At 54.4% G+C, this 12,378-nt stretch carries 13 protein-coding genes; 9 read left to right on the forward strand and 4 right to left on the reverse strand.

Annotated features, from left to right (window positions below):
• Window positions 1–76: 76 nt before the first annotated feature.
• Window positions 77–742 (reverse strand): RadC family protein, encoded by a 666-nt coding sequence (radC, locus tag ACMVME_RS17495; RefSeq protein WP_020882690.1) that lies wholly within the window; start codon window positions 740–742, stop codon window positions 77–79.
• Window positions 743–914: 172 nt separating this feature from the next.
• On the opposite strand from radC, the gene coaBC reads away from it, so the two are divergent.
• From coaBC to slmA, 3 genes are all read left to right on the forward strand, one after another.
• Window positions 915–2,126, forward strand: coding sequence for a bifunctional phosphopantothenoylcysteine decarboxylase/phosphopantothenate--cysteine ligase CoaBC (gene coaBC / locus ACMVME_RS17500; protein ID WP_025206464.1), 1,212 nt, complete (start codon window positions 915–917; stop codon window positions 2,124–2,126).
• A complete protein-coding gene (gene dut / locus ACMVME_RS17505; protein WP_014168052.1) occupies window positions 2,104–2,562 on the forward strand; it encodes a dUTP diphosphatase in 459 nt (152 codons plus the stop codon). Before coaBC ends, dut begins: the two co-directional genes overlap by 23 nt.
• A 120-nt stretch (window positions 2,563–2,682) precedes the next feature.
• Window positions 2,683–3,279, forward strand: coding sequence for a nucleoid occlusion factor SlmA (slmA, locus tag ACMVME_RS17510; RefSeq protein ID WP_020882692.1), 597 nt, complete (start codon window positions 2,683–2,685; stop codon window positions 3,277–3,279).
• Window positions 3,280–3,318: 39 nt separating this feature from the next.
• Here slmA and pyrE read toward each other — a convergent pair whose 3' ends face one another.
• The gene (pyrE, locus tag ACMVME_RS17515; RefSeq protein WP_014168048.1) at window positions 3,319–3,960 is read right to left on the reverse strand and encodes an orotate phosphoribosyltransferase; all 642 of its coding nucleotides are present in this window, start codon (window positions 3,958–3,960) and stop codon (window positions 3,319–3,321) included.
• 68 nt (window positions 3,961–4,028) lie between these two features.
• Window positions 4,029–4,745, reverse strand: a complete 717-nt coding sequence (rph, locus tag ACMVME_RS17520) for a ribonuclease PH (RefSeq protein ID WP_013094888.1) — start codon at window positions 4,743–4,745, stop codon at window positions 4,029–4,031.
• Between the two features lie 125 nt (window positions 4,746–4,870).
• Here rph and ACMVME_RS17525 point away from each other — a divergent pair, with 125 nt between their 5' ends.
• Window positions 4,871–5,734 (forward strand): YicC/YloC family endoribonuclease, encoded by an 864-nt coding sequence (locus ACMVME_RS17525; protein WP_020882693.1) that lies wholly within the window; start codon window positions 4,871–4,873, stop codon window positions 5,732–5,734.
• Between the two features lie 251 nt (window positions 5,735–5,985).
• Window positions 5,986–6,603: a trimeric intracellular cation channel family protein gene (locus ACMVME_RS17530; RefSeq protein WP_020882694.1), complete on the forward strand. Its 618-nt coding sequence runs from the start codon at window positions 5,986–5,988 to the stop codon at window positions 6,601–6,603.
• A gap of 68 nt (window positions 6,604–6,671) precedes the next feature.
• Here the strand turns inward: ACMVME_RS17530 and ligB are convergent, their stop codons facing one another.
• Window positions 6,672–8,342 (reverse strand): NAD-dependent DNA ligase LigB, encoded by a 1,671-nt coding sequence (ligB, locus tag ACMVME_RS17535; protein ID WP_068795326.1) that lies wholly within the window; start codon window positions 8,340–8,342, stop codon window positions 6,672–6,674.
• Between the two features lie 251 nt (window positions 8,343–8,593).
• Between ligB and gmk the strand changes: the two genes are divergently transcribed.
• Genes gmk through trmH form a run of 4 tightly spaced genes read left to right on the forward strand, consistent with a single transcriptional unit; the run spans window position 8,594 to window position 12,375 of the window.
• Entirely contained in the window at window positions 8,594–9,217 is a 624-nt protein-coding gene (gene gmk, locus ACMVME_RS17540) for a guanylate kinase (protein ID WP_014168044.1), read from the forward strand.
• A 54-nt stretch (window positions 9,218–9,271) separates the two neighbouring features.
• Window positions 9,272–9,547 carry a DNA-directed RNA polymerase subunit omega gene (gene rpoZ / locus ACMVME_RS17545; RefSeq protein WP_000135058.1) on the forward strand — a complete coding sequence of 92 codons (276 nt, stop codon included), beginning with the start codon at window positions 9,272–9,274 and terminating at the stop codon, window positions 9,545–9,547.
• A gap of 19 nt (window positions 9,548–9,566) precedes the next feature.
• Window positions 9,567–11,681, forward strand: coding sequence for a bifunctional GTP diphosphokinase/guanosine-3',5'-bis pyrophosphate 3'-pyrophosphohydrolase (spoT, locus tag ACMVME_RS17550; protein ID WP_014168043.1), 2,115 nt, complete (start codon window positions 9,567–9,569; stop codon window positions 11,679–11,681).
• A 4-nt stretch (window positions 11,682–11,685) separates the two neighbouring features.
• On the forward strand, window positions 11,686–12,375 hold the full coding sequence (trmH, locus tag ACMVME_RS17555) for a tRNA (guanosine(18)-2'-O)-methyltransferase TrmH (protein ID WP_068795327.1): 690 nt from the start codon (window positions 11,686–11,688) through the stop codon (window positions 12,373–12,375).
• The last annotated feature ends 3 nt before the right edge of the window (window positions 12,376–12,378 follow it).

Raw genomic sequence — 12,378 nt, forward strand, 5'->3', positions numbered from 1 at the left:
GGCGTAGTATACGCTGACTCGGCGGTGTGCTCAAGTCCCGAACAGACAAAGATCCCGATGGATCGCGAGAAATAGCCTAAATCCAGCCATGTTCTGCAAAAGAAATGTACTCGCCGCGACCAATTATCAGATGGTCGAGCACACGAATGTCCATGAATTGACAGCATTTGATAATGCGTTCGGTCATCTCTTTGTCAGCTCTGCTTGGTTCTGCACAGCCAGAGGGGTGATTATGCGCGAGTATCACGCCGGCTGCATTCACTTTTATCGCTTCCCGCACAATTTCTCGCGGATGAACCTCAACGTGGCTCAGTGTTCCGGAAAAAAGACGGCTATGTTTTAGTACCCGGTTCCTGTTATCAAGAAAGATCACCATAAAGATCTCGCGCTCCAAATCTGATAGCTGGCTCTGGAGAAATACGCGTGTCATATCCGGGGTGAGTATGGGATCTTCCTCTTCCATACGGACGTCGTAAAAACGGCGGGCCAGTTCAGCAATCCCCCTCAGTTGGGCGAACTTCGCCACGCCAATTCCTTCGACGTGCCTGAATTCCGTCAGATCCGCCGTCAATAAGCCATACAGCGAACCAAAATGGTCGATGAGCTCCTTTGCCAGCGTAAATACCGTTTTGCCGGGCGTTCCGGTGCGTAAAAAGAGTGCCAGCAACTCGTCGTCCTTTAACAACGTGACGCCATAGCGCAGCATTTTTTCACGCGGTAGCAGCAGTTCAGTCTCTTCCATGCCTGTCTCCTTCGGTTTGCCATCATGCTGCCACAGCCACCCCCGGCGCTCGACGCCCACTTTTCATTCCTGCGTAACGCCTCGCAAACTGGCCGAAGGACAAAATCACCCCCTTTTTGGGATTGTGATAAAATGCCCGCTCTCTGGTGAAACCCAACAGGAAAGAATCATGATGAGCCTGGCCGGTAAAAAAATCGTTCTTGGCGTGAGCGGCGGTATTGCTGCCTATAAAGCGCCGGAGCTGGTGCGTCGTTTGCGCGAGCGCGGGGCGGATGTGCGGGTCGCGATAACGGAAGGCGGCAAAGCCTTTATCACGCCTCTGAGCCTGCAGGCCGTTTCAGGGTACCCCGTCTCTGACAGCCTCCTTGATCCGGCCGCCGAAGCCGCGATGGGCCATATTGAACTGGGAAAATGGGCAGACCTGGTTATCCTTGCCCCCGCCACAGCAGATTTAATTGCCCGCGTAGCAGCCGGCATGGCAAACGATCTGGTCTCGACCATTTGCCTGGCCACGCCCGCACCTGTTGCCGTCGTCCCCGCGATGAACCAGCAGATGTACCGCAACGCCGCCACCCAGCATAATCTGACGACGCTGGCCTCACGCGGCCTGCTCATCTGGGGGCCGGACAGCGGTAGCCAGGCGTGTGGTGATGTGGGTCCTGGTCGTATGCTTGACCCGCTGACCATCGTTGAGCTGGCCGCCGGCCATTTTTCGCCTGTCAACGATCTGCAACATCTCAACATCATGATTACCGCGGGTCCAACGCGCGAGCCGCTGGACCCGGTGCGTTACATTACCAACCATAGCTCCGGTAAAATGGGCTTTGCCATTGCTGCCGCGGCGGCAAAACGCGGTGCAAAAGTCACGCTGGTGAGCGGCCCGGTCTCGTTACCGACACCGCCATTTGTGCAGCGTATTGATGTCACCACCGCCCTGGAGATGGACGCCGCCGTACAGGCGCATGCGCAGAACCAGCAGATTTTTATCGGCTGTGCGGCTGTTGCAGATTACCGTGCCGAAACCATTTCCGGGTCAAAAATTAAAAAGCAAGGCGATGAATTAACACTAAAAATGGTGAAAAATCCGGACATTGTTGCGGGTGTCGCCGCACTGAAAAGCCATCGTCCTTACGTTGTTGGGTTTGCCGCAGAAACAAATAATGTGGAAGAATATGCCCGGCAAAAACGTACCCGCAAAAACCTCGATTTGATTTGCGCGAACGACGTATCGCTGGCCACGCAAGGATTTAACAGCGACAGCAACGCACTGCACCTTTTCTGGCAGGATGGAGATAAAGTCTTACCGCTTGAGCGCAAGGAACTCCTGGGCCAACAATTACTGGACGAGATCGTTACCCGTTATGATGAAAAAAATCGACGTTAAGATTCTGGACCCGCGTGTTGGGAAGCAATTTGCGCTGCCAACCTATGCCACCTCCGGCTCTGCCGGTCTTGACCTGCGCGCCTGTCTCGATGACGCCGTAGAGCTGGCTCCGGGTGCAACCACCCTGATCCCAACCGGCCTGGCAATCCACATTGCTGACCCGTCGCTGGCAGCGGTGATCCTGCCGCGTTCTGGTCTGGGTCATAAGCATGGAGTGGTACTGGGTAACCTGGTCGGCCTGATCGACTCTGACTACCAGGGTCAACTGATGGTTTCCGTCTGGAACCGTGGTCAGGACAGCTTCACCATTGAACCGGGCGAGCGTATCGCACAGATGGTCTTTGTACCGGTGGTTCAGGCAGAATTTAACCTGGTGGAAGACTTTGACGCCACCGACCGTGGCGAAGGCGGCTTCGGCCATTCCGGGCGCAAATAACCGCCCGACCGACACGTATCTCACAGCGCCATAATGCAATAACAAACCGCAAACGTCAGTTTGCGGTCGCTGTGTGGATGCCAGCCTGGCAAGTGCTTATTTTCAGGGGTATTTTGTAACATGGCAGAAAAACAAACCGCGAAAAGGAACCGTCGCGAAGAAATACTTCAATCTCTGGCGCTGATGCTTGAATCCAGCGATGGTAGTCAACGCATCACCACCGCAAAACTGGCCGCCTCCGTGGGCGTGTCTGAAGCGGCGTTGTATCGTCATTTTCCGAGCAAAACCCGGATGTTTGACAGTCTGATCGAATTTATCGAAGACAGTCTGATCACTCGCATCAACCTGATTCTGAAAGACGAAAAAGACACGACTGCGCGTTTGCGTCTAATTGTGCAGCTCATTCTGGGCTTTGGTGAACGCAATCCGGGCTTAACCCGTATCCTGACTGGCCACGCGCTGATGTTCGAGCAGGACCGATTGCAGGGCCGTATTAACCAGCTCTTCGAGCGTATTGAAGCACAACTGCGCCAGGTACTGCGCGAGAAAAAAATGCGTGAGGGTGAAGGTTACAGCACCGATGAAACGCTGCTGGCAAGTCAGATCCTGTCGTTTTGCGAAGGCATGCTCTCCCGCTTTGTTCGCAGCGAGTTTAAATACCGTCCAACGGACGATTTTGACGCCCGTTGGCCGTTAGTGGCGGCACAACTGCAATAATCTTCAGGCCCGGTAAGCAGAACGCCACCGGGCTTGATATTACACGCCGAAAGCTTCGCGATACCCACGTACCGCAGCCAGATGATCCGCCATCTCAGGCTTCTCTTCCAGATACGCAATCAGGTCTTTCAGGGTGATGATCGACGTCACTTTACAGCCATAATCGCGCTCAACTTCCTGAATCGCAGAGATTTCGCCACGCCCGCGTTCCTGACGATCCAAAGAGATCAGCACGCCAGCAAGCGTAGCGCCGTTGGCCTGAATAATCTCCATCGATTCGCGAATAGCGGTACCGGCGGTGATCACATCGTCCACCAGCATAACGCGACCCTGCAGCGCACTGCCTACCAGATTACCGCCTTCACCGTGGGTTTTAGCCTCTTTACGGTTAAAGCAGTACGGTACGTCGCGGTCGTGGTGTTCCGCCAGCGCAACCGCAGTGGTAGTGGCAATCGGAATGCCTTTATAGGCTGGGCCAAACAGCAGGTCAAAATCAATGCCGGAGTCCACCAGCGCTTCGGCATAGAAACGGCCTAACAATGCCAGATCGCGCCCGGTATTAAACAGTCCGGCGTTGAAGAAATAGGGGCTCTTACGCCCGGATTTCAGCGTAAACTCGCCAAATTTCAGGACCTGCTTGTTAAGCGCAAACTCAATAAACTCACGCTGCCAGGATTTCATGGGCTTACTCCTCCGACTTTTGCTTTTGTACGAACAAAAAAAAGGCGACTCATCAGTCGCCTTTAAAATCAATTTTCTAACGCCGCCTTCTGCGTCGTTACGATAGATTCAATTCCCCCTCGGGCCAACGCCAGCAAGGTAAGAAGTTCTTCATGGGTGAACGGCTCACCTTCTGCCGTGCCCTGCACCTCAATGATGCGACCGTCTTCAGTCATCACCACGTTCATGTCAGTCTCGGCAGCGGAATCTTCAACGTATTCCAGATCGCAAAGCGCTTCACCGTTAACGATACCCACGGAAACAGCCGCGACCATCCCTTTCATCGGATTCGTTTTCAGCTTACCGGCTGCAACCAGCTTATTCAGGGCATCAGCCAACGCCACACATGCACCGGTAATCGACGCCGTACGCGTACCACCGTCTGCCTGAATGACGTCGCAGTCCAGAGTAATGGTAAATTCACCCAGTGTTTTCAGATCAACGGCGGCGCGCAGCGCACGTGCGATCAAACGCTGGATTTCCATGGTACGGCCGCCCTGCTTGCCTTTTGCCGCTTCGCGGGCGTTACGGGTATGGGTTGCACGCGGCAACATGCCATATTCCGCAGTGATCCAGCCCTGGCCCTGACCTTTCAGGAAGCGTGGAACGCCCTCTTCGATGGACGCGGTGCACAGCACTTTGGTGTCACCAAACTCAACCAGTACGGAGCCTTCTGCGTGTTTTGTATAGTTACGGGTCAGGGTGACGGGACGCACCTGATTGGCGCTACGACCTGCTGGACGCATGATGAAATCTCCGGCTTGAAACGAATGTGGCTGCGCATTATACGGATAAAGGACGCTTATTCCTATCCTGAGAAGCCCCCGAAAGCTATAATCCCCCCATCTCTCCTTTAAAAACGGGAATGTCTATGATCCGCAGTATGACCGCCTACGCCCGGCGTGAAATCAAGGGTAGCTGGGGTAGCGCTACATGGGAAATGCGCTCGGTAAACCAGCGCTACCTGGAAACGTATTTCCGTATGCCGGAGCAGTTCCGCAGCCTTGAACCTGTTGTACGCGAGCGTATCCGTGCTCGTCTGACGCGCGGTAAAGTGGAATGTAACCTGCGTTTTGAGCCTGATGCCAGCGCCCAGGGTGAGCTGATCCTCAACGAAAAACTGGCGAAACAGCTCGTCACTGCAGCGAACTGGGTCAAGATGCAAAGCGATGAAGGGGAAATCAACCCGGTCGATATTCTGCGCTGGCCTGGCGTCATGGCCGCCGGTGAGCAGGATCTGGACACGATTGCCGCTGAAATTCTCAGTGCCCTCGACAGCACGCTGGATGACTTTATCATTGCCCGCGAAACTGAAGGCCAGGCCCTCAAAGCGATGATTGAGCAGCGTCTGGAAGGTGTGACCACCGAAGTGGCTAAAGTCCGTACCCATATGCCTGCGGTCCTGCAATGGCAGCGTGAGCGCCTGGTGGCCAAACTGGAAGAAGCGGAAGTTCAGCTGGAAAATACCCGTCTGGAACAAGAGCTGGTGCTGATGGCACAGCGCATTGACGTCGCCGAAGAGCTGGATCGTCTGGAAGCGCACGTTAAAGAGACTTACAACATCCTGAAGAAGAAAGAAGCCGTAGGGCGTCGTCTCGACTTTATGATGCAGGAGTTCAACCGCGAGTCGAACACCCTGGCCTCGAAATCGATCAATGCTGAAGTGACCAACTCCGCCATTGAACTGAAAGTGCTGATTGAGCAGATGCGCGAGCAGATCCAGAATATCGAGTAACGCTTTATTCAAGCCGCTTTCTCATCATGGCCCCGTTCAGGGGCCATTTTTTTATCGGAACAGGCTATCGGCGGCAAACGCCTATAACATGAATAATTGTAATGTGAAAATTATCGTTTAACGCCATCACACCCAGCCAAACAACGTTCAGTCATTACCAAAAATAAGGCTAACGTCCTCACACAAGAAAAACTAAATCGTGACAGACCGCACAAAACGCTACCCTGTTGCCCTCACTATCGGGGGAACACATGCTGCTACATATCCTTTATCTCGTCGGGATCACTGCCGAAGCCATGACCGGTGCACTCGCTGCCGGACGCCGTCGTATGGATACGTTTGGGGTCATTATTATTGCTACCGCCACCGCACTGGGAGGCGGATCGGTACGTGATATCCTGCTGGGGCATTACCCTCTCGGCTGGGTTAAGCACCCCGAGTACATCATCATTGTGGCTGTCGCCGCAGTGCTGACCACTATCCTTGCTCCTGTAATGCCCCATCTTCGACGTCTGTTTTTAGTGCTTGATGCTCTGGGCCTGGTCGTGTTCTCCATCATCGGGGCACAAATTGCGCTGGATATGGGCGAAAGCCCGGTGATTGCCACTATTGCCGCAGTCGTGACGGGCGTATTTGGCGGCGTACTGCGCGATATGTTCTGCAAACGCATTCCCCTAGTCTTTCAAAAAGAGCTCTACGCCGGGATATCCTTTGCATCAGCCGTTCTGTATATCGCTTTACAGCATTATGTTTCCAGCCATGACGTCGTGGTCATCGCCACCTTGTTATTTGGCTTCACGGCTCGCTTGCTTGCGCTGCGCTTAAAACTGGGACTGCCCGTGTTTCATTACACTCAGGACACCCACTGACTGGCCGCTATCTATTCTCCCCGATAAGATAGCGGCATTTATCCGCGATAAGCGCCAGCAAGCTCACGTCAGAATCCTTGCACTCCCTGCTTGCCGAGCCAGGCAACCAGGCCGGCAATGCCAGGATCATGAATAAACGCAACGAGCTGCCGGGCTTTCTCCTTTCCTGTGCCGGGAAGCGCCTGCCAGTCTGCTGCGTTACGCTCACGCATTTTCTGCCACGTCAGGTCTCCCATAGCGTTTAGCGAGGCCTGCGTCAGCGGAACACCCAATGCCATGATCCAACGAATAAAGGGTCGCTCACGTACCAGATTAAAGCGATGCCAGAGCGCCAGCCCGCGTGCTGCGGAAAACCCCGGGGTAGACTCCAGCTGCACCTGCGTTAATGTCAGCCATGAGAAGATATGTTCAAAATGATGCGCCTGATACAGCGCCCGCCAGCCTGACTCACCGACTCCTTCAATATTCAGCACGTGCTTTGAACTAAGCCACGTCAGGCGGGCAAAGAACTGCTCCATACACGCCGGCGAGGCGTAAAAACAGCTCTGCGCATGATAATGCGAGGCCGGAGGTGTGGGCTTTTGTCTCTCTTCCCCCCGCCAGACCACCTTATCGAACCGCGGGATACCCTGCCCGGCCAGACTGACCTGTATCTGATCACCCGTCGCAATATCCAGCCTTTGCCAGCGCTCAACGGACCCAAGACTGACCCGCTGTACCTGCTTATCATCCAGCAGGACAGGGACCAGCGCCGCCACGACCGAGATTTTTCCCGTGCGCCCCACGGCAAAATGAATATCTCTTACTTCGGCAATCTGTGCGACCGGGGGGTATTTCCATGCGACGACCCAGCTGCCTTCTCCGGGCAACCAGTTTTCGCCGGGAGGAGCATCCGCGGATCGCACCACAATGCCGTCCGTGGCAAAGGGTAATGCCGTGTTGTGCCACGTCGAGCGCTGTTTCTCGACAGCATCAACAGTCTGTACAGGCAGGGTATAACGCGCCGTCAGGGAAAAGCCGGCTTTAGATAACTCAGACAGCGCACTCGACATCACTTTCGGCCCATCCGGCCAGGCCCAGATAAATATCCCTGTCTGGCTCAGAAGCGGACTGTCCTTTTGCCGCATCATCGCGCCCGCCACTTTTGCCCGTGCGTTCATTCCCCCCATCTGTCGCTGAAGATGGTTGTCGCGTAACCAAAAAAGCTCTCCCTGTAAGACGCTGTTGGTCAGCGCTCCGGTCACTTTTTTGGGCACTGCGGGAATTAAATACACTTGTGCAGTCCAGTCTTCACCTTTAAGTCCATCACCACGACTGATAGCCTGGGTTAACTTTCCGTCGCGATACACCAGAGTCACTGCCACCCCGTCGACTTTTGGCTGCATCCAGAGAGTGTCACGACCACGCATCCACTGGCGTAGCTCTTCTTTACTGGCCGCTTTATGCACTCCAGTATGGGCAACAGGATGTCTTACGCTCCCCGTTAGAACCGGTAAGGCCTCCTCAGAAGGTATATCGCCGAAGCAACGCTGCCACTGCTTTAAACGGCCATTGAGCTGGTCATAGACGTCGTCATTCACCTCGCTCACGCCCTGCTTCCAGTAGGCATCATCCCAGCGTTTGACTTGCGCACTCAACGTCGCAATCTCTTTCTCTGCTTTTGCCTGAGACCACACGGGACACACCGCCGTACCATAGCCGCACCACAACAGCATTAATCCGCTCATCCATCGCCACATCGCCACCCCTCCTTTGCGTTGGTGGAGGTATAACCCGACGCGGAAAACCGTGCTAATGGCAATCTTTCACTCTGCGAGGCGTTGTCAGACGTTTATTTTTATTGCTGCAAAACAGCTGTAAAACCTGAAAACGGCGCGCAAAATTCAATAATGCAGGGGAAAAAGTGTGACAAAGGCTACGTCACACAGCGGCGACGTGTATAATAAGCCCGTATGTAGGACTTCTTCGTTAACACATACAAAAGACTCTCATGGCTCAAGGCACGCTTTATATTGTTTCTGCCCCTAGTGGCGCGGGTAAATCCAGCCTTATTCAGGCACTGTTAAAAACCCAACCGTTGTACGACACACAGGTTTCTGTTTCTCACACCACGCGTAAACCGCGTCCGGGTGAAGTGCACGGTGAACACTATTTCTTTGTTGATCACGATGAATTCAGAGCGATGATTGGCAGAGACGCGTTTCTTGAACACGCAGAAGTTTTCGGTAACTACTACGGCACTTCGCGTGAAACCATTGAGCAGGTTCTGGCCACGGGCGTAAATGTGTTCCTGGATATCGACTGGCAGGGCGCACAGCAGATTCGCAAGAAAATGCCTGATTCACGCAGTATCTTTATTTTACCGCCATCGAAAGATGAGCTGGATCGCCGACTGCGTGGCCGCGGTCAGGACAGCGAGGAAGTGATCGCCCGGCGTATGGAGCAGGCAGTTGCAGAAATGAGCCATTACGCGGAATATGATTACCTTATTGTGAATGATGATTTTGATGCCGCGCTGAGCGATCTCAAAACCATTCTTCGCGCAGAACGCTTGCGTATGAGCCGCCAGAAGCAGCGACATGACGCATTAATCACCAAACTGTTGGCAGACTGAACCCACTTTCAGTATCATGCCCAGTCATTTCTTCACCTGTGGAGCATTTTAAGTATGGCACGCGTAACTGTTCAGGACGCTGTAGAGAAAATTGGTAACCGTTTTGACCTGGTGCTGGTCGCCGCGCGTCGCGCTCGTCAGATGCAGGTAGGCGGTAAAGATCCGCTGGTACCGGAAGAAAACGATAAAACTACCGTTATTGCACTTCGCGAAATCGAAGAAGGTTTGATCAACAATCAGATCCTCGACGTACGTGAGCGCCAGGAGCAGCAAGAGCAGGAAGCCGCAGAACTGCAGGCCGTAACCGCCATTGCTGAAGGTCGTCGTTAATTAAACCTGCGGGTCGCCCTTGTATCTGTTTGAAAGCCTGAATCAACTGATTCAAACTTACCTGCCTGAAGACCAGATTAAGCGTCTTCAGCAGGCGTATCTCGTTGCACGTGACGCTCACGAGGGCCAGGCACGTTCAAGCGGTGAACCCTATATCACGCACCCGGTAGCGGTGGCCTGTATTCTGGCCGAGATGAAACTCGACTACGAAACGCTGATGGCTGCCCTGCTGCATGATGTGATCGAAGATACCCCTGCCACCTACCAGGATATGGAACAGCTGTTTGGCAAAAGCGTTGCCGAGCTGGTGGAAGGGGTCTCTAAGCTTGATAAGCTGAAATTCCGCGACAAGAAAGAGGCGCAAGCCGAAAACTTTCGCAAGATGATTATGGCGATGGTGCAGGATATCCGCGTCATTCTTATCAAACTTGCTGACCGTACCCACAATATGCGCACGCTGGGCTCACTTCGCCCGGACAAACGTCGCCGCATTGCCCGTGAAACCCTCGAAATCTACAGTCCGCTGGCGCACCGTTTAGGTATCCACCACATTAAAACCGAGCTGGAAGAGCTGGGTTTTGAAGCGTTATACCCGAACCGCTATCGCGTGATTAAAGAGGTGGTGAAAGCCGCACGCGGCAACCGTAAAGAGATGATTCAAAAGATCCTCTCTGAAATTGAAGGACGTTTACAGGAAGCGGGAATTCCGTGCCGCGTCAGCGGTCGCGAAAAACATCTGTACTCCATCTACTGCAAAATGGTGCTCAAAGAGCAGCGTTTTCATTCGATCATGGATATCTACGCGTTCCGCGTGATCGTCCACGACTCTGATACCTGCTACCGCGTGCTGGGCCAGATGCACAGCCTGTACAAACCGCGTCCAGGGCGCATGAAAGATTACATCGCCATTCCAAAAGCGAACGGCTATCAATCTTTGCACACCTCGATGATCGGTCCACACGGCGTGCCTGTTGAAGTGCAGATCCGCACCGAAGACATGGACCAGATGGCGGAGATGGGTGTGGCTGCACACTGGGCTTATAAAGAGCACGGTGGTGAAAGCAGTACAACCGCACAAATCCGCGCCCAGCGCTGGATGCAAAGCCTGCTGGAGCTGCAGCAGAGTGCGGGTAGCTCGTTTGAATTTATCGAGAGCGTTAAATCCGATCTCTTCCCGGATGAGATTTACGTTTTCACCCCAGAAGGCCGCATTGTCGAACTGCCTGCAGGCGCTACGCCGGTCGACTTTGCTTACGCCGTGCATACCGATATCGGCCACGCCTGCGTGGGCGCGCGCGTCGACAGGCAGCCTTATCCGCTCTCTCAGCCGCTTTCCAGCGGCCAGACGGTGGAAATTATTACCGCACCGGGCGCACGCCCGAACGCGGCCTGGCTGAACTTTGTCGTGAGTTCCAAAGCTCGCGCCAAAATCCGCCAGTTGCTGAAAAACCTCAAGCGCGATGATTCTGTCAGCCTGGGGCGTCGTCTGCTCAACCATGCGTTGGGTGGTAGCCGTAAGCTGGCTGAGATCCCGAAAGAGAACATTCAGCGTGAGCTGGAGCGCATGAAGCTCGCCTCGCTTGATGACCTGCTGGCAGAAATCGGCCTCGGCAACGCCATGAGCGTGGTCGTGGCGAAGAACCTGCAGCAGGGTGATACCACGGCGATCCCGACGACGACGCAAAGCCACGGTCATCTGCCGATCAAAGGCGCGGACGGCGTACTTATCACCTTCGCGAAATGTTGCCGTCCTATCCCGGGTGACCCGATTATTGCGCACGTCAGTCCGGGTAAAGGGCTGGTTATCCACCACGAATCCTGTCGTAACATCCGCGGCTATCAAAAAGAGGCGGAGAAGTTCATGGCAGTCGAGTGGGATAAAGAGACGGCACAGGAATTTATCACCGAAATTAAGGTGGATATGTTCAACCACCAGGGTGCCCTGGCGAACCTGACGGCAGCAATCAATACGGCCTCTTCCAACATTCAGAGCCTGAACACGGAAGAGAAAGATGGCCGCGTCTACAGCGCCTTTATTCGTCTGACCGCCCGTGACCGCGTGCATCTGGCGAACATTATGCGCAAGATCCGCGTGATGCCGGACGTGATTAAAGTCACCCGTAACCGAAACTAGACTTATGAATTCAAAACGTTACGAGCGTATCTGCGAAATGCTCGCCAGGCGTCAGCCTGACCTGACGGTCTGCATGGAGCAGGTCCACAAACCTCATAACGTCTCTGCAATTGTCCGTACCGCAGACGCCGTAGGCGTGCATGAAGTGCACGCCGTCTGGCCGGGTGCCCGCATGCGAACTATGGCTTCAACTGCCGCAGGCAGCAACAGCTGGGTGTCCGTCAAAACCCACCAGACTATTGGCGAAGCCGTATCGCACCTGAAAGGTCGCGGTATGCAGGTCCTGGCCACTAACCTGTCCGCAAAAGCCGTCGATTTTCGTGAGATCGACTACACCCGCCCGACCTGTATTTTGATGGGTCAGGAGAAAACCGGGATCACCCAGGAAGCGCTGGATCTGGCGGATCAGGATATCATCATCCCCATGATCGGCATGGTGCAGTCTCTCAATGTCTCCGTGGCCTCTGCGCTCATTCTCTATGAAGCGCAGCGCCAGCGTCAGAACGCGGGCATGTACAAGCGCAGCAACAGCATGCTGCCGGAAGAGGAGCAGCAGCGCCTGCTGTTCGAAGGTGGTTACCCGGTGCTGGCTCGCGTCGCGAAACAGAAAAAACTGCCTTACCCCCACGTCAACGCGCAGGGCGAAATTGAAGCCGATGCCGAGTGGTGGGCCATCATGCAGTACGCAGGATAACCG

The sequence above is a fragment of the Enterobacter cloacae complex sp. 2024EL-00711 genome (assembly GCF_047529885.1).
Classification (GTDB): domain Bacteria; phylum Pseudomonadota; class Gammaproteobacteria; order Enterobacterales; family Enterobacteriaceae; genus Enterobacter; species Enterobacter ludwigii.

Excerpts from the sequence above, each read along its gene's own strand:
- radC (WP_020882690.1), bottom strand. The coding sequence starts at position 742 with ATGGAAGAGACTGAACTGCTGCTACCGCGTGAAAAAATGCTGCGCTAT.
- coaBC (WP_025206464.1), top strand. The coding sequence starts at position 915 with ATGAGCCTGGCCGGTAAAAAAATCGTTCTTGGCGTGAGCGGCGGTATT.
- dut (WP_014168052.1), top strand. The coding sequence starts at position 2,104 with ATGATGAAAAAAATCGACGTTAAGATTCTGGACCCGCGTGTTGGGAAG.
- slmA (WP_020882692.1), top strand. The coding sequence starts at position 2,683 with ATGGCAGAAAAACAAACCGCGAAAAGGAACCGTCGCGAAGAAATACTT.
- pyrE (WP_014168048.1), bottom strand. The coding sequence starts at position 3,960 with ATGAAATCCTGGCAGCGTGAGTTTATTGAGTTTGCGCTTAACAAGCAG.
- rph (WP_013094888.1), bottom strand. The coding sequence starts at position 4,745 with ATGCGTCCAGCAGGTCGTAGCGCCAATCAGGTGCGTCCCGTCACCCTG.
- ACMVME_RS17525 (WP_020882693.1), top strand. The coding sequence starts at position 4,871 with ATGATCCGCAGTATGACCGCCTACGCCCGGCGTGAAATCAAGGGTAGC.
- ACMVME_RS17530 (WP_020882694.1), top strand. The coding sequence starts at position 5,986 with ATGCTGCTACATATCCTTTATCTCGTCGGGATCACTGCCGAAGCCATG.
- ligB (WP_068795326.1), bottom strand. The coding sequence starts at position 8,342 with ATGTGGCGATGGATGAGCGGATTAATGCTGTTGTGGTGCGGCTATGGT.
- gmk (WP_014168044.1), top strand. The coding sequence starts at position 8,594 with ATGGCTCAAGGCACGCTTTATATTGTTTCTGCCCCTAGTGGCGCGGGT.
- rpoZ (WP_000135058.1), top strand. The coding sequence starts at position 9,272 with ATGGCACGCGTAACTGTTCAGGACGCTGTAGAGAAAATTGGTAACCGT.
- trmH (WP_068795327.1), top strand. The coding sequence starts at position 11,686 with ATGAATTCAAAACGTTACGAGCGTATCTGCGAAATGCTCGCCAGGCGT.